Origin of the sequence: uncultured Hymenobacter sp. (assembly GCF_964242765.1) — a bacterium.
GTDB lineage: Bacteria > Bacteroidota > Bacteroidia > Cytophagales > Hymenobacteraceae > Hymenobacter.
The window spans coordinates 1-23889 of record NZ_CAXTBM010000002.1 but is presented as its reverse complement, the minus strand read 5'-3'; the positions used below and the strand labels follow the sequence as shown (position 1 = coordinate 23889).

Here is a 23889-nt window from a genome sequence, read left to right as displayed (position 1 = left end):
ACTCGGGTAGCAGGTCGTGGCGGCTTTTCAGCTTGGCTACAATTTCGGGGCCCTGCAGATCGTATATCTGCTTGGGCCACCGCTCCCGGAAGGCTTTCTCGATAACAGCGTCGGTGAGCGAAGCCTTTAGTTCTTGCGCCTGTTTCACCCACTGCTCTTTCGTGACGGAAGCCAGGTACACCCGGTCGTTGCTGAGGGCCGTGAGGTTGAGGCCCTTCCAGTCGGCGTAATCTTTCCCGAAATTCTGGAAATTGCGGATAGCCCACTTGCGCGAGGCTAGGTACGGAAACAAGCCGTCGCCCTTGAAAAAGGCAATGTCCCGGTCTTCGGGTACAGCCGTAAATTTCCGGTCGCCTTCCTTGTCCTTTTTCTCGGCCCAGCGCCACTGGTCTTCGTGCCGGTCCCAGTCGCCAATCCACATATCGAAGAGGCGCGAGCGGGCAAACGCTTTTTCATCGACGCGGTTGTCGTTGTCGTCCACGAGGCGCTCGAACACTTTGTCGGTGCCCACCAGGTTCTCGGCGTTGCCCAACGAGGCCACATTGCTTTGGTCGTCTTTGGCGTCCTCTTCAATAGCACCGGGCGTGTTCGAGAAACGGTCGAGGTACTGCCCGAGCAAGGGATCCTGCGGGATATAGCGGAGTTCGGGATTGGTGTGCAAAATGCCCGCCGCCGTAGCCAGCGGCGGTATTGCAAGAGAGCCGTAGGGGTGCTGCGCCGATATCTGGTCTTGCAGAATATCGGCGGCGGCTCCGGTGCGCAACGCTTCGGGCAGCACAGCGCCTGGGTCTTTGTTGAGGCTCCGAATAGTGAAGTTGCGGCCTTCCTCGTTGCGCACTTTCAGCGAAGCGGTTTGCTTGCCCCCACCAATCTTATATGGCGTGAGGCCGCCTTGCTCAGTGGCAAGGTCTAGCACCGGAAATTTCACGGGCGTGGCCCACTCTTGGCGGTAGTGCTGGCCAAACAACGACTTGTGAAATTTGCTCCGGTCGGCGTACCGGGTGTTCACGGCCAGCGTGATGGTGCTGTCCTTGAAGTTGGGGCGGGGCCCGGTCGAGGCCACCGGGGCTGCTTCGGTGGCAGCGGCTACCGGCTGGGCATAAAGCGGCGTGCGGTACACGAGACGAGCCGTTTCGCCCCGGCCGTTCGGAATCCAATACTCCACCCAGGCTTGGCCATCATCGTAGTAATTTACGCGAGCTAGGCCCTTCTCCTTGTCCGAAAAGTTAGCATTAGCGCCGCTACCAGTGCGGGTATGCTGGGTTTTGCAACCCGAGCCACTCACAATCTGGTGGTAGGTTGGCATCCGGAAATACTGGAGGTTGTGCTCGTGCCCCGAGGCGTAAATAATGTTTGGGTGCTTGGCAAACACGTCTTCCAGTCCTTTCTTATACGCCTGGTAGAGTGGGTGCGGGATGTCCTGGCTGATTCCGCCGTACTTGCGCGCAAACGGATACACCGACCCAACGATGGGCAACGGCACGAAGGCATACTTCGCTACAATAGAGAGCGGAAATAAATGGTCGGCCACCGTGAAGAAGCCACCATGAATGCCATCGGACTGAATAGGATGGTGCCCGATGACCATGATATTCTTGTCCTTGTTGCGCTCGATAATATCTTCTAACTGAGTGAAGAAATCGGTTTCATTGGCTACTCCACAGCCGCTGTTAGCGCCGTAGGGCCGCTCGCCTTCTCCCTGCAAAAACCACTGCGAGTTGATGGCAATCATCACCAAGTTGTCCTGTAGGCGCACCTCGAACGGGCCCGGACACGCGTCGCGCGGGATAAAGAAGTCGCCGGTATAAGAGAAAGCCGCCGAATCGTTGGACATGAAGTTTTCCACGAAGCGCTGCTCACGGTTCACTTGGTCTACAGCGCCGTTTTTCCCCTGCTTCCAGTCGTGGTTGCCCGGAATCATGTATTTCTCGCCGGGGTAGTTGCGCAACACGTTCAACTGATCGACGATGCGCCGCTCTGATTCCTCGCGGTCGGAAGCGCCCTCTTCCGGCATTCCGTTCTCGTAGATGTTGTCGCCGAGGTAGATGGCGGTGCTTTTGGCTCCGGCGGCCAAAAGCTGCTTGCGCATATAGTTTAAAGAAGGTTCACCGCCCTTCTCCGAGGATTCGGGCTTGCCAACATCGCCGATCAGAAAGACGGAATACGTGATTCGGGAACTGTCAGGCGGAGTTTTTGATTTCCAATTTTCACCACCCTTGGCATAATTCGGCCGGATGGGATGCGGAGTCTGGACAGGTTTTTGTGCCCATACAGTGGCACTGCCGACCATCCAGACCAAACCGCAAGACAAGAAAAGACGCTTCATAAAGAGGCAATAGAGAGAAAAAGCAAGCTTGGAGCCCGATGCATAAACCAAGCATTAGTGGGCGTAGTTATCAGAAATACGAGTAACTTACTGAAACGGCTGCTTGAGGACAAGCTTCAATAAGCCAGGAATGCCTGCCCTACGCAAACCTATGATTCACGGTTGAGGTAAGCGTATAAAAACCTCACCATCCAATTCGCGTTCAAAGTCGGTTAGGGGTGCTGCCCCGCTACCGCCGCTCACCCCTCGCCTTTAAAATGGAACCTACCGTCACGCTCCAACCGGCTAAGGCCGAACGATCTGAAATCTTAAAGCAGGCCAAAGCCTTTGTTACAAAGCTGATGGAGGAAAAGCTCCCTCCTCAGCTTGTTTATCATTCCCTGAAGCACACTATTGCTGTAGTGAAAGAGGCCCGCACTCTAGGCGAGGACTCAGGCCTAGATGCCCCCGACCAGGAAGCCCTACTGCTGGCCGCCTGGTTTCACGATACCGGCTACATCGAAGTTAACGATGGCCACGAGTACCGCAGTATGGCGCTAGCCGAAAATTGGCTGCGCGAGCAGGGCTACTCCGAGCCGCGGATTCAGGTAGTGAAAGACGTAATCAGGGGGACGCACCGCAACGAACCTTGCGAAACTGAATTGCAGAAGCTGCTCAAGGATGCCGACATGAGCGGCATGGGCCGCGAAGAATTTTTCGCCAACGCCGAGCTGCTCCGCGCTGAGTGGGAAACTACGCTAGGCAAAACCTACTCCAACGTGGAGTGGGCCGAGTCGCAGCTAGACTTCCTAACGTCGGCTAAATTTCTGACGCCAGCCGCCAAAGCTCGGTACCAGGAGCAGTTTAAGGCCAACGTGAAGGAGCAGCGTGACCTGCTCAAGAAAACCGAGAAAAAGAAGAAAAAGAAAGAGGAAGAAGCCACTGGTACGTTTGCCGAACCCAAACGCGGCGTCGAGACCATGTTCCGGACCATGTACAGCAACCACATGAAGCTCTCGGACATGGCCGACAAAAAGGCGAACATGATGATTAGCTTGAACGCGGTGCTGCTCTCGGTCATCATCACTTACCTGGGCGCAAAGGCCGGTACCAAGTCGGGTGTGCTCAGCCCTACCATCGTCAACAACCCGGTGCTTACCATTCCTATCGGCTTGCTGCTGGCCACAGCCCTAGGCTCGGTTGTGACGGCTATTCTGTGCGCTCAGCCCGATGTAACTAGCTTTAAATGGTTGAAGAAAAGCCCTCAGATTGCCACTAACCGCCGCGTAAACCTGCTCTTCTTCGGCAACTTCAGCAAGCTCACCCTCGATTCCTTCCATTCGGGGATGAACCAAATTATGAGCGACAAAGAAGCCCTGTATACCAACATGGTAACCGACATCTATTATCTCGGCGACGTGCTAACCCGCAAATACCGGCTCCTACGCATCAGCTACAGCATTTTTATGGTTGGCTTAATCTTGACTTCGCTCTCCTTTGGTATTGCATTGCTTTACAAAATGTAACGTCTTTAGATGGGGGCTTAAGTCATACAGAACAAGAGAAGTGAAGCGCCGGATATTCTTATCCACTCGCTTCACTTCTCTCCGTTTTATTGGGTTTACTGTCTTACTACTTTTCAACTTGGGCTATCTTCCCGATTCGGATTACCTTTGTCGGCACATCTGCTGGCCCCGTAGTTCAACGGATAGAATAAGGGTTTCCTAAACTTTAGATGTGAGTTCGATTCTCGCCGGGGCTACGTTTAACCCTCTCTGCTGCCAGCAGGGAGGGTATTTTTTTGCACTAGTTCTTTAATAGAGATAATTTATTTGCAGGTTGAAATATTAGTATTCAACTTGTTTAATCAAAAAATCGGCTGTTTACGTCCCCTCGTAGCTACCGTACGCCCTGATTACCACGCTCCTACCTTTTGCAACATTAGTTTACTGTAATGGAATCCCTTTTTTTGTGCTCGACGCCAGACGGTCGTCGGGTGTACCTGTATGCCGTGCCCGATGGGGTACCGCTCTATTTCAAGCACAACGAATTAGTTCAAGAACCAGGTTATCGGCCCCTGTGGCGCGGCAACCCTGCCTTCATTTCCGAGGCCGAAGCTGCGAGCTTGGTGGCACAACTTGAAACGCCTCATGCCGCGTATCGCAACTACCATGGTGCCGCTGGAGCTATGCCTGGCTTTCCAACCGCCAAGGAATCCTTTCAATCGGCTGTGGAGCGGCTAGGGCAGCAGCTCGAATACGCACCGGGCGCTTACCCGGCGGAGGTTCTGGTAGGCGAAATGCCTGCTCCCTGACATTTACTCGCCAAGCAAGCCGTTGGAAACAGCATATTTGATAAGGGCTGCTGTATTCTTGGCCTGGGTTTTCTCTATTATGTTCTGGCGATGCGTCTCAATGGTGCGTTTGCTGGTGAATAGCTTATCGGCTATTTCTGCATTGGTCATGCCTTCCGATATAAGGCGGAGCACTTCCAACTCCCGTTTAGATAAATCACCTGATCTAGGGCGCACCGTATCAATTGGTGATGCCGTGTTGCGCACGATCTTGAAGAGCATATCCATACCTATTTCCGTGCACAAGAAAGGTCGTCCGCTTGCCACTGTTCGAATGCCGTAGGTAATTTCGGCAATGTCGGCGTTTTTGAGCACGTAACCAGTAGCCCCGGCTTCCATCATGCGATGCACGTAGTTTTCGTGGTTAAGCATAGACAGCACGAGCACCCGCACTTCTGGGTACTGTTCGCGCAGATGCTCCATGGTGGCAAAACCGTCCATGACGGGCATATTGATGTCCATCAAGACCACATCAGTGGGCGTGGTGGCCAATAAGTCGAGCAGTTCCTGGCCGTTGCTAGCTTCGCCCACCACTTCTAAGTCGGGCTGTAAACTTAGCAATGCCCGAATACCATCGCGCAGAATGGTGTGGTCGTCGGTTAGCAAAACTCGGATCATAGCGGCAAGGTGCTGATAAGGAACAAAGGAACAATCGGAGCAATGTAGGTGCACTATCAATTGCTTTGCGCAGCAAGAAGGTTCAGCCATGCGCAGGAACAGCAGCAATCAACAAGCCAAGGCTATACGCCCTTTTCAAGCGGATTGATACCAAATGAGCAATTATGTTTTGTGTTGGTTCTGTTTGCAATACTCAATGAGTAGTAATCTCGCAATCAGAATAAGTATTTAAACTTACTTTGCTTTAGTGATAAATATGGTAACTTTACAATAGTAGTGAATGGTCTGTAAATAGAAGTAAGGATGGAAAATAGTGAAGGTAATAGCAGAGTAAACAGCTGCTTATATGACGCCTTTGCAGAACGCAAAAATTAGCTCTTCTTTAATTGGACTTCACCAGAGTATAATTTTTAAGTTTGTTGCCATGATGAACGTGTATCGCGAGATTCTACCCGACAGCTATTTATTGATTCTGACTGATGAGCAGCGCACCATCGAACCAGAAGCTCTAAAGCGGGCTTTGCATCGGGCTGGAGATAGTGGCAAAACCAATGTGTGGGTGGATTGCAGTGAATTTCACCATCCTTCGAAAGCCGTAATACAGCTGTTAGGTGATTTCTGCGTTCGGCTGCGTCATCAGCATATCCCATTGGTTCTGTGCCATTTGGAAGATCGAACTCAGCAAGCAGTACTCGAATTGCCAGTTTCTTCGCAGCCCCTTATGCTGGCAACGCTGCTTGATGCTTCTTTATATTGTCGTAACCTGCACGCTACCCGTCAGCGGTTGGCGGCCTAGCAACAAATGCAGTCAGGCTCCACTATGGCGGCGGGCATTATGCCATTGGATTAATAATTGGCATTACTTGTTGCAAAGCACTGCTTGCAAAGCCTTGCATTATTTCGGTGCTCGATATTAGTGACGTGTATTTCACAGAAAACGCTTTACAATTTTAGCGTTACTTAAATAAGCATACTTGTGCTGGCGGCACATGTTCAGCTCTTTAACCGGTGCAGTAATTAAATTTTGTTAAGGCAATTTCTTGCGTGCTCACCAATACTGTTGAGCTATTAAATTAGCCCAGCTAGACCACTAATTGCAAGTGCTAATACCACCGTATTGAAGCCGAACGAGAGTAATCCGTGAAGCAGCGCAAGCCGCCGTAGTTTGTGGCTCGATATACTGATGTCGGCCGTTTGAGCCGTCATGCCAATAGTAAACGAGAAATAAGCAAAGTCGAAATAATCAGGCTCTCTTTCGTTGCCAGGAAACTCTAGCCCACCTTCCGGCCGGCCAGCACCCGCATCATAGAAAATATGCGCATAGCGGAGCGTAAAAACGGTGTGTACCAGCAACCAACTCATCACTACGACTGCAATAGCCAATCCTACATGCACATAGCGCATGTAGCCATCACCGGCATGCACTGCCGAAAGCAGGTAGACCACTGCCAATAAGCTACTACTGGCCGCCACCAGCACGAAAGCGAATAAAAGGCGGCGGCCAGGATCTTCGCGGGCCACTAAGCGGCGGATATGCGCCACTTCAGCGCTCATAATAATGCCCCAAGCCAGCACCAAAGTTGTAAGCGCAAAGGCGTCCCAAGCAGTTATGAGGCGCGCCATGGGATGCCAGGAAACGGGAGTGAACAGAAACGAGGCCAGCGCCGGCAGCAAACCCAACGACAGCCGCAACCAAGTGGGCAGCAAGCCAATGCGGTGCAGCAGCGTCAGGCGGAATGCAGGAGTGGGCATGTAGCAACCAAGCAAGCAGTGGAATACTCGAAGCTACCGGATTGTTGCCGGAAGCCGTTGCACTGCCGAAGCAGGCGAGCTAGCACCAATATAGTTACACCCCGTACCTTGGGGCACTATTTGTTGTTTCTGCCAATGAATCTTGCTCCACTCTCGGGCCTCTACGCGCCCTCGCTCAGCCTCCTCACCGACCTCTATCAGCTCACCATGGCCTATGGCTACTGGCAGCAGGGCATGCAAGACCGGGAAGCTGTATTCCATCTGTATTTTCGAAAAACGCCGTTTCAAGGCGGCTACGCGGTGGCGGCCGGTCTGGCCCTGGCCGTCGATTGGCTGGAAAACTTCCACTTCTCGGAAGGCGACTTGACCTACCTTGGCAGCTTGCAAGGCAGCAAAGGCGCCACCTTGTTCCCCGCCGATTTTCTTCAGTACCTGCGCGAACTGAAATTTACCTGCGACGTGGAAGCCATTGCTGAGGGCACAGTAGTGTTCGGCAACGAGCCACTGATTCGGGTCCGCGGCCCCTTGTTGCAGGCGCAGCTACTGGAAACAGCGTTGCTAACGCTGGTTAACTTTCAGACCCTGATTGCCACCAAAGCCGCCCGCATCCGCGAGGCCGCTGGCCCTACCGACCAGGTGCTGGAGTTTGGCTTGCGCCGGGCCCAAGGGTTTGATGGTGGTTTGGGTGCCAGCCGCGCCGCGTATTTAGGCGGCGTCGATGCCACGTCCAACGTGCTAGCGGGGCAGCGCTACGGCATTCCGGTGAAGGGCACCCACGCGCACAGTTGGGTGATGGCCTTCGAGGACGAGCCCACCGCCTTTGCCGCTTATGCCAAAGCTTTTCCTGATGATTCGGTGTTTTTGGTAGACACATACGATACGCTGGAAGGGGTGCGCCATGCTATTAGTGTGGCCCGGCAGATGCGCGCCAACGGCCACGAACTCGGCGGCATCCGCCTCGACTCCGGCGATTTGGCTTACCTGAGCCGCGAAGCCCGCGCCTTACTTGATGAGGCCGGCTTCCCCAAAACGCGCATCGTTGCCAGCAACGACCTCGAAGAAAACCTCATTACCAGCCTCAAGCTGCAAGGCGCCCGCATTGATACCTGGGGCGTTGGCACGCAGCTAGTTACGGCCTACAACCAAGCCGCGCTTGGTGGCGTCTACAAGCTGGCCGCCCTGCGCAACGCCGATAACTCGGAGTGGGACTTCACCCTGAAGCTTTCCGAGCAGCTCGCCAAAACCAGCATTCCCGGCATCTTGCAGGTGCGGCGCTATCTCAACGAGAAAGGCCACCCCCGCGCCGACATGCTCTATAATACCACGGAGCCGCTGCCCGAGCAACTCACCATCATCGACCCAGTGGACCCGACGCGCCGCCGGCCCATCCGCTCCACTAATTTCCGGGAGCTGCTGGAGCCAGTGTTCCGCGAGGGTCGCCGCGTACTCGACCTGCCTACCCTAGCCGAAAGCCGCGCCCACGCCCAGCGCGAGGTGCAAAGCCTCGACCCGAGCACCCGCCGCTTCCTGAATCCGCATACCTACCCTGTAGGTTTAGAGGAAAGCCTGAACACTTTCCGCACCAATCTGATTCTGGAAAAGCGCCCACAACGCCCGGCGTAGACAAAAAAACGCCCTGAGTCTGACACACTCGGGGCGCTTTGCTTGTTAGGCTACACGCCAAACTTCTTCCACAGCTTCGGCAGCATCTTAGGAAGCTGGTTTTCCGTCCAGTCCTCGCCTTTCGTGGCGGAGCCAGAGTCGTAATCTAGTCCGCGGGCAGAGGCCACACTTCTAGGGAAGGCATCTTCTGTATCGTCATCTGCCTTTTTACCGGTGTGTTGTTCGTATGCTGCGGTGGCAACGTAAAGCAGTTCTTCGAAATCCTGATAAGGAGCTTGTACGACAGTTGCCAGAGTATCGGGGTTGCGTAGCGCATTCGTAAACACCGTTTCCCCTTGGCCAATCAGCCAGCACCGGAAATACAGATAGGAATCATCGGTTACGTAGCCGTTGAGTATTTTCTGAGCAGCCATAACGTTAAAGTCGTCGGCCTCAATCAAATACTCACGCAGCATGCACTCGAATTCGACAATCTGTTGGGGCTCATATTGAGCTAAGCTATTGATTAGTGCCTGCTCTTGCCGCGTCTGGTCACCCTTAGATACTTCTTTCGCAGATTCTATCAACTGCCAGAACTCTCTTTTATCCACTTGCGGTAGGTTATTAAGCTGAAGTATAAGCTGTAGTTACTACCGGCGAAGTACACCAAAACTCTACACTTCAGCAACCAAAGCGTATACCTGCTAGCGCTGCACTTGCCGCTACTTTTGCGGTGTCTTTTCTGTTATAGTGTAATTCATACAATGCCAGCTGCTTTTCGGGCAGCTAGCCTCAACCAGACCTCTGTCATGCCAACCTTACAATTCAAAACCAGCATCAATTGCGCCAATTGCCTGCGTGCCGTTACGCCTTTCCTCGATGCCGAAGCAAGCGTAAAAAAATGGAACGTGGACACCAATAACCCCGATAAAGTCTTGACGGTGGAAGGTGAAAACGTAATTCCCGAACTAGTAATGAAAGCCGTGGCGCAAGCCGGCTTTGACATCGAGCCCGTAACAAAATAACTTTTCACGCTTACTTTGCGCGGTCTGACAGTTACTCCGATTACTGTCAGACCGTTTTTGTTTTCACCCCGTGTAGTTTGGAACTGCTTTCACTCAGCTACCTAAACGGGTTAGGCTTTCGGCCACCAACAAGTCTGTTGCAGCTGAACGGTGTACCGATGGCACAGCGCCGCTGCGTTATCGAAAGCAGTATTTTGGTAGACATCCTTTCTGCTTGTGCGTAAAATGCTTGAAACGCTTTTATTGAATACTATATGCCCGCTCCCACTCCCTTCCCCTCCCTCCCCCATGAAAGTCTATCTCCTCTTCTTGCTGATGCTGCTAGGCGGCGTGGCAAGTGCTCAACAAACGCCATTTAGGTTTTCTCCACTCCCTTTAAATACGACAACGAATACGGCAGTCTACACCGCCGTAATACCCGTAACGGACACAACGAAAGATCAGCTTTTTACGCGCGCTAAGCAGTGGGCAACCCGAGTGGCACCGCATTATAAAGCCTCAGTTAGCCATATAAATCCAGAAACTGGAGCCCTGCAGTTGCGGGGTAGCATCAAGAAAGGCCAGGAGTCGTTTGGGTTCCGGCTTGCCGTGTCAGTTGACAACGGAAGCTACACCTATCAACTCGACCACATCACGCACACCCAACCCCAGACTGCCCGCCAAGGCAAATACAGCTCGCCCGATCCAATAACCACCCCCATTGAGGCGCTTGTGTACACCAGACCACGCAAGAGCCGGGACAAAAAGCTTACGCAAGTCGATACGCATCTGCGGGCAGTGCTTGATAGCCTCAACGTAGCCATGCAAGGCAAACCCACTAGTCTGACCACGCAGCTCTAGCCACACCAACCTAATGCACAAAGCCAGCACTCCAAACGGAATGCTGGCTTTGTGTTGGTAACTAAGTTTGTTGTCGTTATCTGAATGGCCTTTGGCTACACCAATTCTTTGCGGTAGGTTTTCTCGAATTCTTCGTCTACGTGGTAAGTGGATTCCTCGTGCTGGCTCAGGTCGAGACCTAGTTCTTCGTCGGCTTCTTTTACTCGCAGGCCAAACAGCGAATCGGTGAGTTTCAAAAGCACCCACGACACGATGAAGGTGTAGCCAATTACGATGGCCAAGCCCAGCAAGTGGTAGTTGAAGATGGTAGCTGTGCCGTTCACCAATCCTACTTTAGCGGCGAATACCCCCGTTAGCAACATCCCGACGATGCCGCCCAGGCCGTGGCAAGGAAACACGTCCAGCGTGTCGTCGATGCCAGTGCGGTTGTTCTTCCAGTGCACGCCCATGAAGCTGATGGTGGAAGCCACCACTCCAATCAGAATACTCTGCCCGTAATCGACATAACCGGCGGCGGGCGTAATGGCGACCAGGCCTACTACTGCGCCAATGCAGGCGCCCATAGCTGTAGGCTTGCCGCCGCGGGCCACCTCAATCAGCATCCAAGCCACCAGCGCCGCCGCCGACGCCAAGTTGGTGTTCACGAACGACAAGGAAGCCATTTCGTTGGCGCCGAGGGCCGAGCCAGCATTGAAGCCAAACCAGCCAAACCACAACAAGCCGGTACCTAGCAGCACGAACGGCACGTTGGGCGTAGAGAAAGACTGGCCACGGTGCGTTTTGCGCGGACCCAGCACCAATGCGCCAACCAAAGCCGCTACCCCGGCCGAAATGTGGACCACCGTACCGCCCGCGAAGTCGAGCACGCCCCACTTGCGCAGGAAACCATCGGGGTGCCAAGTCCAGTGGGCCAGCGGGCAGTAGATGAACAAACAGAACAGGATGATAAACGCCAGGTACCCCTTAAAGCGCACCCGCTCGGCAAACGAACCGGTAATGAGGGCCGGGGTGATGATGGCGAATTTGAGCTGAAAAGCGAAGAACAGAATCAGCGGAATGGTGGGTGACAACGTCGGGTGGGTGGCCGTACCCACGTCTTTGAGCAGCAGGAACGTGCGCGGGTCACCGATGAGGCCACCTATCGAGTTGCCGTAGGCCAACGAGAAGCCCACGAAATACCACACCAAAGAAATTACGCCGAGAGCCACAAAGCTCTGGAGCATGGTAGAAATCAAGTTCTTAGGCCGCACCATTCCGCCGTAGAAAAACGACAAGCCCGGCGTCATGAGCAGCACGAAGGCCGAGGCCGTCAGCATCCAGGCCACGTCGGCCCCATTGATAGAGCCTGCCACCGCCGCCGGATGCTCCACTTTTACAAACGCCGCAATGCCCCCCAGAATAAATAAGACGATGAGCGCCAGCGTCCCGTAATTGAACTTAGATGGTAATGACTTTTCCATGGTCAGAGAATTGGGTGAAGTACTACAGGCTTTTCAGCGTGAAGTGAACTGTGTTGATAATGCTATGCCCGTTGAGTTCAAGCGTTTACTTCCGAGGCCAATCAGAATTTATAGACGGCGGCTAGCAGCGCACTCACCGTTGTTTTCTTGAGGCTGCCTGATTTGTTGATAAATAAATCCGACTCTACATCCCCATTATCGAGTCGCAGCTCCGGGATAATGGTGAGGTTATCGATTTTGAAATTCGAGGAAAGCGTGGATTCAAAGACGTTCCCATCGAATCCCAGAATTGCCTTTTTATCTCCCAGATATTCGCCGCGCAAGGTCATTCCGAACCAAGGAACCGGGTCGAGGTTGACGTATAAGGCGCTGCCCCACCAGGCGTCGTAGTCGCCCCAGCCGGTTTCGCTGCGGAACTGCCGGTACTGCATGGTTCCGTTGTAGGAGAAGCTTACTTGGCTCGATAGCGCATAGGTTAGCACTAAGTCGCCTTGCTGCACGCGCAGGGAATCGTGCTGCGCGCCCCCTTGGTAGTTGAAATAAGCCTTTACCTTGTCATCAGCCGAGCCGGTGGCCAATTGCGCAATAAAGGTTTTGGGCATGCTGCTTGCGCTTTTCAGGTCGGTCGGGTTGGCTACGCCCACCATCAGATTGGTTTTCTCACCGAGCCCGAAATCAGCTTTTATCCCCGTATGAAAGAAGGGGCCATACGAGAACATATAGCTCATGCTGTAATTCCGATTTAGGTAAGGATCCACTGATTCGTACCCGATATGCGTGGACCAGCTACCGCCGGTAATCTTGATTTTGGCGGTGGGCGAATAGGTTATGAACAGCTGCTTGATGGCGAAGCGGGTGTTGCTGTCGTTGTAGGAAAACTCTTCGGCCCGGCGTCCAAATCCTACATCCGCTACTAGGCCTACTTTGCCAATGGTGTGCTCGGCTTTCACCGAAATCATGCCCAATTCAAAGGATTTATGGCTGTTGGTGAAGCTCGTTAGGTTGTTGTAAGGAGCCTCATTGGGGTTGTTGAAGTTGTAGCGGTAGTAGGCGTCGGCGTAGCCGGATATTTTGAAAGCCGAAGTTTTGACGGAATCTGGTGAGGTCTTGACGGAATCTTCCGGCTCGGAGGAAAGCGGTGCGCACAAAGCAATGGCAGCGGTAAAAAGCAGCATACTATTCGGATTATGAGTGATTAATGGCAAAGTGTAGCGCGAATGGGCATACCGGCATAGGCCACTCATGCGTGCGTGTTACTTTCATCATTACTCCCCGAATGAATAGCATGAGGGGCAGTTGTTGGTTGTTCTACCACACCCCGTACCTAGACCGGGAAGCACACTTATTGCTCTCCTTGAAAATGCTTTTTAGTTAACTCACTCAGGTGGATTGTGAGTCGGTGGCTGTCATCTCTAGTGCTTGCTAGAAGTACCAGCACTACTGTCATGGGCGAGCAGCTAATTCAATAAAGTAGCTCGAACAACAGCAGTTTGTGCAACGCATTCTAATATTGCCTTAAATTCTAAGGCCAATATATACAAACATCATAGTAAATACAGCATATACCCATGAAATTTTAGGTATATCACGCCAATTATTACAATAAAAGCTAAAATCAGCCCTAAAACTTGAACCGCACCATCTAAAAATTGATCCTCTGCTATAGTTCTCCTTGCTCTTTGGTATGCGTGCCCTTTATTTCAAAATGCTTACGCCGTAGATTATGGTTTGCGGATCGGCCGACGTCATTTAAAAGAAGAAGCCTGACATCTGCGAGATGTCAGGCTTCTTCTTTGCGCCCTGATTTTCTTGATAATTGAAGCTACAGCCTTCTGTTGCTATGTCAGCTATTTCTAGCTCCTCTACCCTTGCAAGCCTGGGGTGATACTTCAACTACCATATACTACCAAGTGGTAAAGTTACCCCGCGTAGTTCAGCTCGCCGGCTCCTACGCGCAAGCAAACACCAGGTTCGGCGGTGATGCGGCCAGCTACTTGGGCTTGGTAACCAGCGGCTTGGAGTTGGGCAGCTACGGCTTCGGCTTGGTTTTCGTCGGTTACGAGCAGCATTCCATTGCCCATGTTCCAATAGAGGTAAGCCTCCGTGGGCGTGATGCCGGCCAACTCGGCTAGCTGCTGCATGGCGGGCAGCGGCTCGAAGAGGTTGGTTAGTTCAGCGCCTACGCCGCTCTTAAGTACGCGCTTGAAGTTGTCAGCAATGCCGCCGCCAGTGATGTGCGCGGCAGCATGCAGGGGCAGGCCCGCATCCAGCACCGCTCCCACGCCGGGCGCAAAGATGAGCGAGGGAGCCAGCATCACCTCGCCCCAGGTATTTCCCATTTCGGCGGCATCGGAGCCGGTGTAGGGAGCTGTGTGCCAGGCTTCGCCGAAAGCTTTAGTAAGGGCGCGGCGAGCCAAGGAGTAGCCGTTGGAACGGAACGAAGGCGAGCGAAGCGCCACCACGGCCTGACCAGCCCGCACATTAGCGCCACTCAATGGGCGTTCCAGGCTGGGGTGCAACACGCCCACGGCCGTCGAGCACCAGTTGAAGTTCATGCGGGCGCCAGGATAACCACCGATGCGGTTGCCCAGCTCGGCAATTTCGCCGCCTGTTACGGCAATCTGGCTGAACTGTGCCGCGTCGTGCAGGCCGCGCATCAGCTCATCCACCACCTCGTAATTGAGCGTGTTCACGTCGATGATGTTCGACAGGTTGGTAGGGATGAAACCCGCCACCACTAGGTCGTCGGCCACCATGGCAATCAGGTCGTAACCCAGCGTGTCGTAGCGGTTGGTGCGCTCGGCCACTTCAATCTTGGTGCCGATACCATCGGAGCCAATACCCAGCCGCTCACTGCCAAAACGGATTTCATTGGAGAAGCCCCCGGCCAAGTATTGGGCTGGTTCGCCTGGCTTGCCAGCGCGGGTACTGAAGGTTTTCTGTGCCCAGTGATACGCATTTTTGGAAGCGGCATTGCCTTCTTCAATGGAATAGCCGGCTGTTTCTTTGATATTGGGTTCGGCAGAAGTCTGGCTCATGGCGGGGGTAAAGTCAAATAAAGTAACTGTCATCCTTCATCTAGCGTCCGCTTGCGAAGGACCTTACCACATCAGAACTATACTAGCTCAATGATCATTCAGGAGTGATAAGGTCCTTCGCAAGCGGACGCTAGATGAAGGATGACAGAGAAATTTAGTTAGTGCTCGGTTGGCTCCGGAGCCTTAGCGCTAACTGAGGGAATGGCCTCGCCCCGGTCCTTTTTTTCGTGGCGGTGGCTTTGGCGCTCCTCCTGAATGTGGCGCAGGTACTTCGTGACGTCGCCGGTGGGGTAGTTGCCGGTGAAGCACGCGAAGCAGCTGCCGCCGTGGCCTTTGTCTTCCGAGAACAGCTCCTGCAAATCCTCCAGCGACTGGTAGATAACCCGGTCGGCCTCGATGTATTGGCAGATTTCCTGCTCGGTGTAGTTGGCCGCAATCAGCTCGGTGCTCATGGCCATGTCGATGCCGTAGATGCAGGGGCTGACGATAGGCGGCGCGCTGGAAATGAAGTACACTTCCTTGGCGCCAGCTTCGCGCAGTATGCGCACGATGCGCCGCGAAGTAGTACCGCGCACAATACTATCATCGACAACCGCTACCTTCTTGCCTTCTACAAACTCGCGGATGGGGTTCAGCTTTTTCTTCACCACATCTTCGCGGCCGGCCTGGCTGCTCACGATGAAAGAGCGCCCCATGTGGTTGTTCTTCACCAGCGCCCGCCGATACGGCACCCCGATAGCCTCGGCCAAACCCGACGCCGCAAAGTACCCCGACGAGGGCACGTCAATCACCATATCCGGCTGGATGCCCGACTCTATTACCTTACGGGCCAGCATCTTACCCAACCGCACCCGCTCCCGGGCCACCAAGCGGCCATGGATAGTGGAGTCTTCGCGGGCGAAATAGATGTGCTCGAAAACGCAGAAGTTCTTGGGCTGATTGTACGGGTTCTTGTAGTGAACCTTGAAGTCATTGTCGATAAACACTGCCTGTCCCGGCCCGACGTTCTTGATGAAGTCGAAGCCCAAGTAGTCGAAGCAGGTGCTTTCGGAGGCGAAGGCGTAGACCGGACCGCGCGGCGTTTCGCGGCGGCCGAGCACCAGCGGCCGGATGCCCAACGGGTCGTTGAAGGCCAGCAAGCCGTGGCCGGCAATGATGGTGATGGTAGCGTAGGCGCCTTTCACCAGTTCCTGCGTGGTCTCTACGGCATCAAAAATATCCACCACGGACAGGCGGTCGAGGTTTTTGAGGCGCAACTCCGACGCGAAGGTGTACATGATGAGTTCCAAGTCGTTGCTGGTTTTGGGCAGCACATGGTACTTCTCATGCATTAGCTTGGCTACCTGCCGGAAGTTGATAACGTTACCGTTGTGCACCATACTCAACCCGAACGGGTAGCTGGTCGTGAACGGCTGCGCCAACTCGGTATCGTTGGAGCCTTGGGTGGTGTAGCGCGCGTGCCCAATGCCGATATTGCCCTTCAGCTTCTTGAGCTGCTTGGGCTTGAACACGTCATTGATCAGGCCGTTGCCTTTATGCAGGTGAAAATTGTCGTCGAAGGTGGCAATGCCTGCGGCATCCTGCCCCCGATGCTGGAGGGCGGTGAGGCCAATCACGATGTCCTGAACAACGTTATCGGGGCCGTAAAAACCTACTATTCCGCACATGGCGTTTTCAATTAAGAATTAAGAATTAGGAATTAAGAATTGAGTGATTTAAACAGGCTTGTGAGGTGAAGTAGCAGGCCATTTTTAATTCTTAATTCTCAATTTTTAATTTGCTGCGCAGCAGCTTTGCCAGCGTGTTGGCATACAGTTCATGTTCCACCAACAGCCCGCGCCGCTCCACTTCCGACAACGTATCGGCCCCGCGCAAATCCACTGTGCGCTGAGCCAGGATGGGGCCCGTATCGAGGCCCTCATCAACCATATGTACCGTGATTTTGGTTTCCGAAAGTCTGTTATTAAATGCCCATTCGTATGCGTGAAGTCCTTGATGCTGATGCGTATCTGCAGGATGAATATTGAGGATGCGGCCCGCAAAAGCTTGGATGAACACCGGCGACAGAATCCGCATGTAACCGGCCAGCACCACGTAGTCGGGTTGGTAGGTTTGCAGCAGCTTCACTACCTCGGCGTCGTATTCGGGGCGCCTGAAACCTTGGGAGGCGAGTCTAGCCGTGGGGCAACCTAAGTCCGCCGCGGTGGTCAGACCGGGCGCATCGGGCTTGTTGCTGAACACAACGGCTATTTCGGCCAGTCCGTGTAGCTCGCCTTGTTGCACAGCCTTTACCAAGGCCACCATGTTGGAGCCCCGGCCCGAAAGCAGAATGGCAAGGCGCTTGGGCGCGGCCGGCCGCTCGCCTTCTTTGGCAAGAAGGGAACCGGAAGCCGACGTTTCGGTGGGGGCGCTATGATTCGGTAACTGGCTCAACGTACTTGATTGAAGGCAATTTCGGGAGCGGGCCGTTGGCCAATATCACTCCGAATATAAGCATCTTGGAAGTTAACTTTTCCTACTTCACTGTAGACGAGCTTCACCGCTTCTTCCAGCTCCTGCCCTTGGCCCACTAGCACCATCACCCGGCCGCCAGAAGTTACCAGTTGGCCGTCTTGCTGACGGGTGGCGCCGTGGAAAGCGAGGATGTTGGGGTGCAGTTCATCGAGGCCGGTGATGGGAAAACCGGTAGGAAACTTTGCAGCCGGGTAGCCGCCTGAGGCCAGCACTACACCTACGTAATAGCCGGGCCGCTGCCAAACGGTGGTTTGGGCCAGGTTGCCATCGAGCGTCGCTTCGATGAGCTCCAGCAAGCTACTTTCCAGAGCGGGCAGCAGCACTTCCGCTTCCGGGTCGCCGAGGCGGACGTTGTATTCCAGCAGCTTCGGGCCCTGCGGCGAAAGCATGATGCCGAAATAGAGGAAACCGTTGAAATCGAACGGCTCACTTTGCAGACCAAGCAAGGTCGGGTCTACGATATCGGTGCGGATAGCGGCCAGGATGTTGTCGTCGGCGAAGGGTACGGGGCAGTAGGCGCCCATGCCACCGGTGTTGGGGCCTTTGTCGCCGGCCAGCAGCTGCTTGTGGTCTTGGGAAGGAGCCAGCAGCCGGATTCGGTTGCCATCGGTGATACCGATGATGCTGATTTCAGGGCCAGACAGTTTTTCTTCCAGCAAGAAGCTGAACCAGCCGGTGTGTTCGGCTTGCAAATCAGTGAGGGCCTGCTCGGCTTCCTCTATGGAAGAGCACACATACACGCCTTTGCCAGCCGCTAAACCGTCGTATTTCACTACCACTTGCCCATCCAGCTCCGCTGCCTTGGCGCGGGCCTCGTCCAACTGGTCGCTGCGGTACTGCCACGACAACGCCGTAGCGACGCCGTGCCGCCGCATGAAGTTCTTGCTCCACACCTTGGAGCTTTCCAATACTGCCCCCGCCCGGCTCGGCCCGAATACGCGGATATCGGAGTCAGCGAAATAATCGACCACGCCTGCCGCCAGTGGCGCCTCGGGGCCCACCACAATCAGCTTCACGTCGTGCGCTTCGCAGAAGCTTTGCACCGCGGGAAAATCGGTGGCGCTGATGGCGGGGTGGCTGTTTGGGATGCCGCCGTTGCCAGGCAGCACGTGCACCGTGGCTCCGTCGCGGGTCAGCTTCCACGCCATGGCGTGTTCACGGGCCCCGCCGCCGAGGAGAACTATGGTTTTAGGAGTTGCTGACTTCATATTGTGTGGAAAAAACCAATTGGAAGGTCAGTTCCGTGGTGTTTCGTATGGTAAAACCAAGTCTTTGGTAGAGCTTCAATGCACTCTTGTTCACCTGTAGTACATCCAGACGAACAGGCTTATTTACTGCCAAAGCTTTGGTTATAAACTCGTTTAAAAGAGCGGTGCCAATTCCTTTGCCCTGAAATTCAGCTACAATCAGCAGGCTCTGAATGAAAAAGCAGTCGGGCTGTTCTTCCGCTTCCAGAAGACCAATTTCTTGTCCTTTATATGAGAGAAGCGTAGTGCTGTTGGGCTTAAAGTTCTCGGAGTGAAATGCTCGTTGAAACTCATCCTCCCATCCCCACACCTGCTCTATATAGGGTCCGAGAGCTTGCTTTTTGATGGCTAGCGTAACCTCAAAATCTGCGGGCGTGGCCGAACGACGAACAAGCCGAACCAGACTCTCGGACCCTATGGCCTTCAAGTCTTGGGGTTCCACCTGCACCGTGTCTTTCCAGTCGCCCATTTAGATTAGCTGATGTCCTCGATGGAAAGAATCTTGCCGCCTTCCAACTGGAAAACCGACTTACCCTGCATCTGCAACGTGTCGCCGGGTTTCAAGCCGTTCGGGAATTCGATGGCTGCCACGCCGGTGTAGTCAATCAGAACTTCCACCCGGTTTTCGGCTACTTGCCAATCGGTGACGCGCTGCTCCCGCTCCGAGAAATACTGCTTGGCTTGTTCGGCTTGCTGCCGGAAGCTTTCCTTGCCGGTCGTCGTCAGGTTCACTTCACCGCCGGTGATGTTCTTGAACATTACCTCGTCGTGCAGATCGGCCACCATGCCGTCTACATCGAAGCGGTTGTACGCTTCGATGTAGGCTAACACGATTTGCTTTGGAGTAGCGACGGTTTCCATGACGGCTAAAGAAGTGGACTATAGCACCCGTAGCTCAGCGTCCGAGGGCATTAGCATTGACGAGTTCAGGCATCTTTCATGATGCCAGCGCGCACCAGGTTGCTTACGAGGCGGGTTCGTACGTCACCATCGGTGGTGGTTTCGTTGCCGGTTTGCAGCGGCGCACCCGTAATACGCTCGTAGATATCGAGGTAGCGGCGGCTGGCTTCGGCCGATACTTCGGGCGTGAGGCCACGGGGGTACTGGCCGTCCTGCTTGTTGGCAATCAGCCACTGGCGCACGTACTCTTTGTCCATCTGCTCGGCCGTCTCCGGGTTCTTGGCGTAATCCTCGGCGCTCCAGAACCGCGACGAATCTGGCGTGTGGATTTCGTCAATCAGAATCAACTCACCATTCAGCAAACCGAACTCGTACTTGGTGTCCACCAGGATAATGCCGCGCTCCGACATCCACTGCGAAGCGAAGTTGAAAAGTTCCAGCGCTTTCACGCGCATCTTCTCGTACAGCTCAGCCGATACCCACCCCTCTGATACCAAGTTCTCGGGCGTGATTTCGCGGTCCGACTCCTCTTTGGTGGTCGGCGTTACAATCGGCTCGGGGAACTGCTGGTGCTTGGTCAATCCATCCGGCACGGTTACGCCCGAGAACGTGCGCTGGCCGTTCAGGTAACCGCGCAGCATGGAACCCGTGAGGTAGTTGCGCACCACCATCTCCACTCGAATCGGCTCGGCTTCCATGGCCAACGTGACGTTGGGGTCGAGCAGGCTGATAACGTGGTTGGGAATGATGTGCTGCGTCTTTTCGAACCAGAAAGCCGCCAGCCCGTTCAGCACCGCGCCTTTGTGCGCAATCGGCGTTTCCAGCACCGAATCGAAGGCCGACAAACGGTCGGTAACGACGATGAGCCGCTCGCCCGAGGGGGCCCGGTACGAATCACGGACTTTGCCGCGGTGCAGGAGCTCGAGTTGAGGAGTATCGAAGTGGTTGAGGGTGTCCATAGGTAAAGTGTCAGCCGGTCCGGAAGGCCGATGAACTGCGAGGGTGTCTTAAGATGAAAACTGGCTGGCTTCCTGCGGCGAAACGGCGGTTTGGCGCTGGTTCTGTACGTGCTCCACAATGTTGCGGAACAAGCGCAGCCCGTCGCCTTCCTCACTCAAACCGGGGTTGAGGCGCTTGCGCCGGGCCCAATCGGGGTGGTTATATAAGGAGAGGAACGCCTCCGGGTGCGGCATCAGCCCGAATACCTGGCCGGTGGTATCGGTAAGGCCGGCGCAGTTGAGGTCGGCGCCGTTGGGGTTGTGCGGGTACACGTCGGTTGGCGAACCGTCGTAGTCGGTGTAGGATAGGCAGTTGAGCGCCTGCTCTTCGATGTGGGTTAGCGTGTCGGTGCCCGAGATGATGAGGCGGCCTTCGCCGTGGCGCACGGGCACTTCCATGGTGTCGAGGCCCTTCAGGAAAGGTGAATTCGACTTCGGGTTGACTTTCAGCCGCACCCACCGGTCTTCGTAGCGGCCCGAGGCGTTGTGCGTGAGCGTTACTTCGGGCGTTACGGTGCCGCTCAGGTTGGGGAGCAGCCCGAGCTTCACGAGCACTTGGAAGCCGTTGCAGATGCCCATCACGAACTTGCCGTTGGCCACGAACTCCTTGATGTCATCGAGCAGCGTGCGGCCTTCGGCGTTTTTGCGGTAGCGCAGCTTGTTGGCCAGCACCACGCCGGAGCCCAAATCATCACCGAAGGAAAAGCCGCCGGGGAAGTTCAGGATGTCGTAGTCGTGGATGCTGACGTGGCCGTGCAGCACTTGGTTGAGGTGCACGATGGTTGCTTCGGCACCCGCCAAGCGGTAGGCAGCAGCGTATTCTTCTTCGCAGTTGATGCCGAAGCCCGTAAGAATCAGGGCCTGGACTTTCTGGCTGGTATCGTTCATGTGTTGGTCGTTCATCGGGCGGCCTCCTCTCCTGCTGGCTGGCCGAAGCCAATGATGCGGTTCACCGGACCGTTGGTCCAGTCGTGGCGCAGCACGGCCGTGCTAGCAGCAATAACTGGTTGCCCCGCGTGGCGCACTGTCAACTGACTGTCTGGCGTAACTACCCCGAGGCGGGTGGCGCGGGCACCGAAGTGCTGCTCGAAAGCCACTACATCTTCGGGCGCTACCGTGGCCACAAACCGGGAGTGCGACTCCGAGAACAGCTGCACCTGCACTGGCTGGCCTTCGGGCAAATCAACAGTGGCACCGTAGCCGTGGCCGAACGTGGCTTCTGCCAGCGCCACCGCCAAGCCGCCATCGGACAGGTCGTGGCAGGACTGGATGAGGTGCTGGTCGTTGGCCTGGCCCATGAGGGTGTAGAGTTCCTTGGCCTTGTCGAAGCGCACTTGCGGCACGTTGGCGCCGAGCTCGCCGAACAGTTGGTAGAACTCCGAGCCGCCGAGTTCGTCGTAGGTTTCGCCTAGTAGATAGATGACGTCATCGGCTTGCTTGAAGTCGGAAGTGACGGTCTGGCGAACGTCTTCAATCTTGGCCGTCATCGAATACAGAACGGTCGGCGGCACCGAGATTTTCACCCCGTCGGCTTTGAAGTCGTTCTTCATCGAGTCCTTGCCCGAGGTGAGCGGGATGCAGTAAGCGGCCGTGGCGTCGCGCAGGGCTTCGCACATCCGAACCAGCTTGGCTAGCTTGAGCTTACCATCAGGGTTCGTAGTGGCGTCGTACACCGAATCGGGTACGCAGAAGTTGTCGTTTACCGACCAGAAGTTACCGTCGCCGTAGCTCAGGTTAGGCAGCTTGCCACCCACTGCTACAATCTGGCGCACGGCTTCATCAAAAGCCCCGGCCGACATATGGTAGGCGTCCAAGTCACCGAAGCGGGGCAGGATGCCGTTGCTCACGGCCACGCCTTCCCAACTATCGAAGTTGAAGCGCACCACCGCGGCATCTTGCGGCGCCTGACCGGTAGCACCCATCAACGGCTTGATGATGGTGCGGCCTTTCACCTCGTGGTCATACTGCCGAATCACCGATTCGCGGGAGCAGATGTTGAGGCTGCCTAGCAGGCGGGCCAGTACGTCGGTATAGTCGATAGTGGCTGGCAGTGTCGGCTCCGAAGCTTGCGGGTTGCTCCACTCGGCTTCCAGCACTTTGCGCGGCACACCGTTGTGCAGAAACTCCATGTTCAGGCGGGCCACCGAGTCGCCATCGAAGCGCACGTCAAGGTAGCCGTCGGCGGTGAAGTAACCGATATCGGTCAGCTCCACTTCCATTTCGCGACCCAAGGCCAGCAGTTCGTCCATCTTGGCAGGCTCCACAGCCAGCGAGAAACGCTCCTGCGACTCACTCACGAAAATCTCCCACGGCCGCAGCCCTGGATATTTCAGCGGTACCTTTTCCAACTCCACCACGGCGCCGCCGCTAATGGTCGCTAGCTCGCCAATGCTGGAAGATAAGCCGCCCGCGCCGTTGTCAGTGCTGCACTTAATTAGGCCGCGGCGGGTAGCCAGCACCAGGAAATCCATGGCTAGCTTCTGCGTAATCGGGGAGCCGATTTGCACGGCCGTGGCCGGTGAGGTTTCGTCTAGCTCAATCGAAGAGAAAGTCGCGCCGTGGATACCGTCTTTGCCCACCCGGCCACCGGCCATGATGATGCGGTCCTGCGCGTCAATGTTCTTCTCCCACGAGTCCAGCCCGGCCAGCTGCATCGGCATCACGGCACCGGTGCCACAATACACCAGCGGCTTACCCGCGTACCGGTCGTCGAACACGATGGCGCCGTTCACCGTCGGTACTCCCGACTTGTTGCCGCCGTCCTCGATGCCCTTGCGCACGCCTTCAAAAATGCGGCGCGGGTGCAGTTGGTTGCTAAGCAGCGTACCGTTGAACTCGGGGTTGCCGAAGCACAGTACGTTGGTGTTGAACAGCAGCCGCGCGCCCCCGATGCCGGTAGCTAGCGGGTCGCGGTTGTTGCCCAAGATGCCCGTAATGGCCCCGCCGTAGGGGTCGATGGCCGAAGGCGAATTGTGCGTTTCCACCTTCCACACAAACAACGACTCGGGGTTGATGCGCACCGCGCCGGCGTTGTCAGAAAACACCTTAATCAGCCAGTCGTTGCCGTTGGCCCGCAGTTGTCGGTCCACTTCGGACGTGGCGTTCTTGATATAGGTCTTGAACAGGCCGTCGATTTCCTGCTCCTCGCCAGTGTCCGCGTCCTTGTACTTGATAACGGCGCTGAACTCCTTGTGCTTGCAGTGCTCCGACCAGGTTTGGGCCAGGATTTCCAGCTCG

General features: G+C 55.2%; 21 protein-coding genes and 1 tRNA gene. 7 read left to right on the top strand and 15 right to left on the bottom strand.

Features of this window, described 5'->3' with window-relative positions; translation table 11 throughout:
- On the bottom strand, positions 1-2290 hold a 2290-nt coding region (locus ACFE7X_RS01005; RefSeq protein ID WP_375433944.1), incomplete at its 3' end, for a metallophosphoesterase.
- 293 nt (positions 2291-2583) lie between these two features.
- On the opposite strand from ACFE7X_RS01005, the gene ACFE7X_RS01000 reads away from it, so the two are divergent.
- The 3 genes from ACFE7X_RS01000 (at position 2584) to ACFE7X_RS00990 (ending at position 4619) form a co-directional block, all read left to right on the top strand.
- The gene (locus tag ACFE7X_RS01000; protein ID WP_375433787.1) at positions 2584-3831 is read left to right on the top strand and encodes a Pycsar system effector family protein; all 1248 of its coding nucleotides are present in this window, start codon (positions 2584-2586) and stop codon (positions 3829-3831) included.
- A 164-nt stretch (positions 3832-3995) separates the two neighbouring features.
- Positions 3996-4067 (top strand) — tRNA-Arg (locus tag ACFE7X_RS00995).
- 192 nt (positions 4068-4259) lie between these two features.
- A complete protein-coding gene (locus ACFE7X_RS00990) occupies positions 4260-4619 on the top strand; it encodes a hypothetical protein (protein WP_375433786.1) in 360 nt (119 codons plus the stop codon).
- Between the two features lie 3 nt (positions 4620-4622).
- On the opposite strand, the gene ACFE7X_RS00985 is transcribed toward ACFE7X_RS00990, so the two are convergent.
- The gene (locus tag ACFE7X_RS00985) at positions 4623-5276 is read right to left on the bottom strand and encodes a response regulator (RefSeq protein WP_375433785.1); all 654 of its coding nucleotides are present in this window, start codon (positions 5274-5276) and stop codon (positions 4623-4625) included.
- A gap of 346 nt (positions 5277-5622) precedes the next feature.
- Here ACFE7X_RS00985 and ACFE7X_RS00980 point away from each other — a divergent pair, with 346 nt between their 5' ends.
- On the top strand, positions 5623-6072 hold the full coding sequence (locus ACFE7X_RS00980; RefSeq protein ID WP_375433784.1) for a hypothetical protein: 450 nt from the start codon (positions 5623-5625) through the stop codon (positions 6070-6072).
- 272 nt (positions 6073-6344) lie between these two features.
- Here ACFE7X_RS00980 and ACFE7X_RS00975 read toward each other — a convergent pair whose 3' ends face one another.
- On the bottom strand, positions 6345-7028 hold the full coding sequence (locus tag ACFE7X_RS00975) for a DUF1345 domain-containing protein (protein ID WP_375433783.1): 684 nt from the start codon (positions 7026-7028) through the stop codon (positions 6345-6347).
- A gap of 135 nt (positions 7029-7163) precedes the next feature.
- Here ACFE7X_RS00975 and ACFE7X_RS00970 point away from each other — a divergent pair, with 135 nt between their 5' ends.
- Positions 7164-8651 (top strand): nicotinate phosphoribosyltransferase, encoded by a 1488-nt coding sequence (locus ACFE7X_RS00970; RefSeq protein ID WP_375433782.1) that lies wholly within the window; start codon positions 7164-7166, stop codon positions 8649-8651.
- A gap of 50 nt (positions 8652-8701) precedes the next feature.
- Here the strand turns inward: ACFE7X_RS00970 and ACFE7X_RS00965 are convergent, their stop codons facing one another.
- Entirely contained in the window at positions 8702-9241 is a 540-nt protein-coding gene (locus ACFE7X_RS00965; RefSeq protein ID WP_375433781.1) for a DUF4240 domain-containing protein, read from the bottom strand.
- A 198-nt stretch (positions 9242-9439) separates the two neighbouring features.
- Between ACFE7X_RS00965 and ACFE7X_RS00960 the strand changes: the two genes are divergently transcribed.
- Entirely contained in the window at positions 9440-9655 is a 216-nt protein-coding gene (locus ACFE7X_RS00960) for a heavy-metal-associated domain-containing protein (protein WP_375433780.1), read from the top strand.
- A gap of 288 nt (positions 9656-9943) precedes the next feature.
- A complete protein-coding gene (locus ACFE7X_RS00955; RefSeq protein ID WP_375433779.1) occupies positions 9944-10495 on the top strand; it encodes a DUF4468 domain-containing protein in 552 nt (183 codons plus the stop codon).
- Between the two features lie 95 nt (positions 10496-10590).
- On the opposite strand, the gene ACFE7X_RS00950 is transcribed toward ACFE7X_RS00955, so the two are convergent.
- The 11 genes from ACFE7X_RS00950 to ACFE7X_RS00900 all read right to left on the bottom strand — a co-directional run.
- Positions 10591-11955 (bottom strand): ammonium transporter, encoded by a 1365-nt coding sequence (locus tag ACFE7X_RS00950; RefSeq protein ID WP_375433778.1) that lies wholly within the window; start codon positions 11953-11955, stop codon positions 10591-10593.
- A gap of 101 nt (positions 11956-12056) precedes the next feature.
- Positions 12057-13130: an outer membrane beta-barrel protein gene (locus ACFE7X_RS00945; RefSeq protein ID WP_375433777.1), complete on the bottom strand. Its 1074-nt coding sequence runs from the start codon at positions 13128-13130 to the stop codon at positions 12057-12059.
- Positions 13131-13874: 744 nt separating this feature from the next.
- Positions 13875-14993 (bottom strand): AIR synthase-related protein, encoded by a 1119-nt coding sequence (locus ACFE7X_RS00940; RefSeq protein WP_375433776.1) that lies wholly within the window; start codon positions 14991-14993, stop codon positions 13875-13877.
- Positions 14994-15151: 158 nt separating this feature from the next.
- Positions 15152-16660: an amidophosphoribosyltransferase gene (purF, locus tag ACFE7X_RS00935; RefSeq protein ID WP_375433775.1), complete on the bottom strand. Its 1509-nt coding sequence runs from the start codon at positions 16658-16660 to the stop codon at positions 15152-15154.
- Positions 16661-16751: 91 nt separating this feature from the next.
- Positions 16752-17426 carry a phosphoribosylglycinamide formyltransferase gene (purN, locus tag ACFE7X_RS00930; protein ID WP_375433774.1) on the bottom strand — a complete coding sequence of 225 codons (675 nt, stop codon included), beginning with the start codon at positions 17424-17426 and terminating at the stop codon, positions 16752-16754.
- Positions 17423-18715, bottom strand: coding sequence for a phosphoribosylamine--glycine ligase (gene purD / locus ACFE7X_RS00925; RefSeq protein WP_375433773.1), 1293 nt, complete (start codon positions 18713-18715; stop codon positions 17423-17425). Before purD ends, purN begins: the two co-directional genes overlap by 4 nt.
- The gene (locus ACFE7X_RS00920; RefSeq protein ID WP_375433772.1) at positions 18696-19223 is read right to left on the bottom strand and encodes a GNAT family N-acetyltransferase; all 528 of its coding nucleotides are present in this window, start codon (positions 19221-19223) and stop codon (positions 18696-18698) included. The genes purD and ACFE7X_RS00920 overlap by 20 nt, the downstream gene beginning before the upstream one ends.
- 5 nt (positions 19224-19228) lie before the next feature.
- Positions 19229-19615, bottom strand: a complete 387-nt coding sequence (locus ACFE7X_RS00915) for a nuclear transport factor 2 family protein (RefSeq protein ID WP_375433771.1) — start codon at positions 19613-19615, stop codon at positions 19229-19231.
- A gap of 65 nt (positions 19616-19680) precedes the next feature.
- The gene (locus tag ACFE7X_RS00910; protein ID WP_375433770.1) at positions 19681-20613 is read right to left on the bottom strand and encodes a phosphoribosylaminoimidazolesuccinocarboxamide synthase; all 933 of its coding nucleotides are present in this window, start codon (positions 20611-20613) and stop codon (positions 19681-19683) included.
- 48 nt (positions 20614-20661) lie between these two features.
- Positions 20662-21540: a phosphoribosylformylglycinamidine synthase subunit PurQ gene (locus tag ACFE7X_RS00905; RefSeq protein ID WP_375433769.1), complete on the bottom strand. Its 879-nt coding sequence runs from the start codon at positions 21538-21540 to the stop codon at positions 20662-20664.
- A gap of 11 nt (positions 21541-21551) precedes the next feature.
- The coding region (locus ACFE7X_RS00900; protein WP_375433768.1) for an AIR synthase-related protein at positions 21552-23889 on the bottom strand (2338 nt) is incomplete at its 5' end.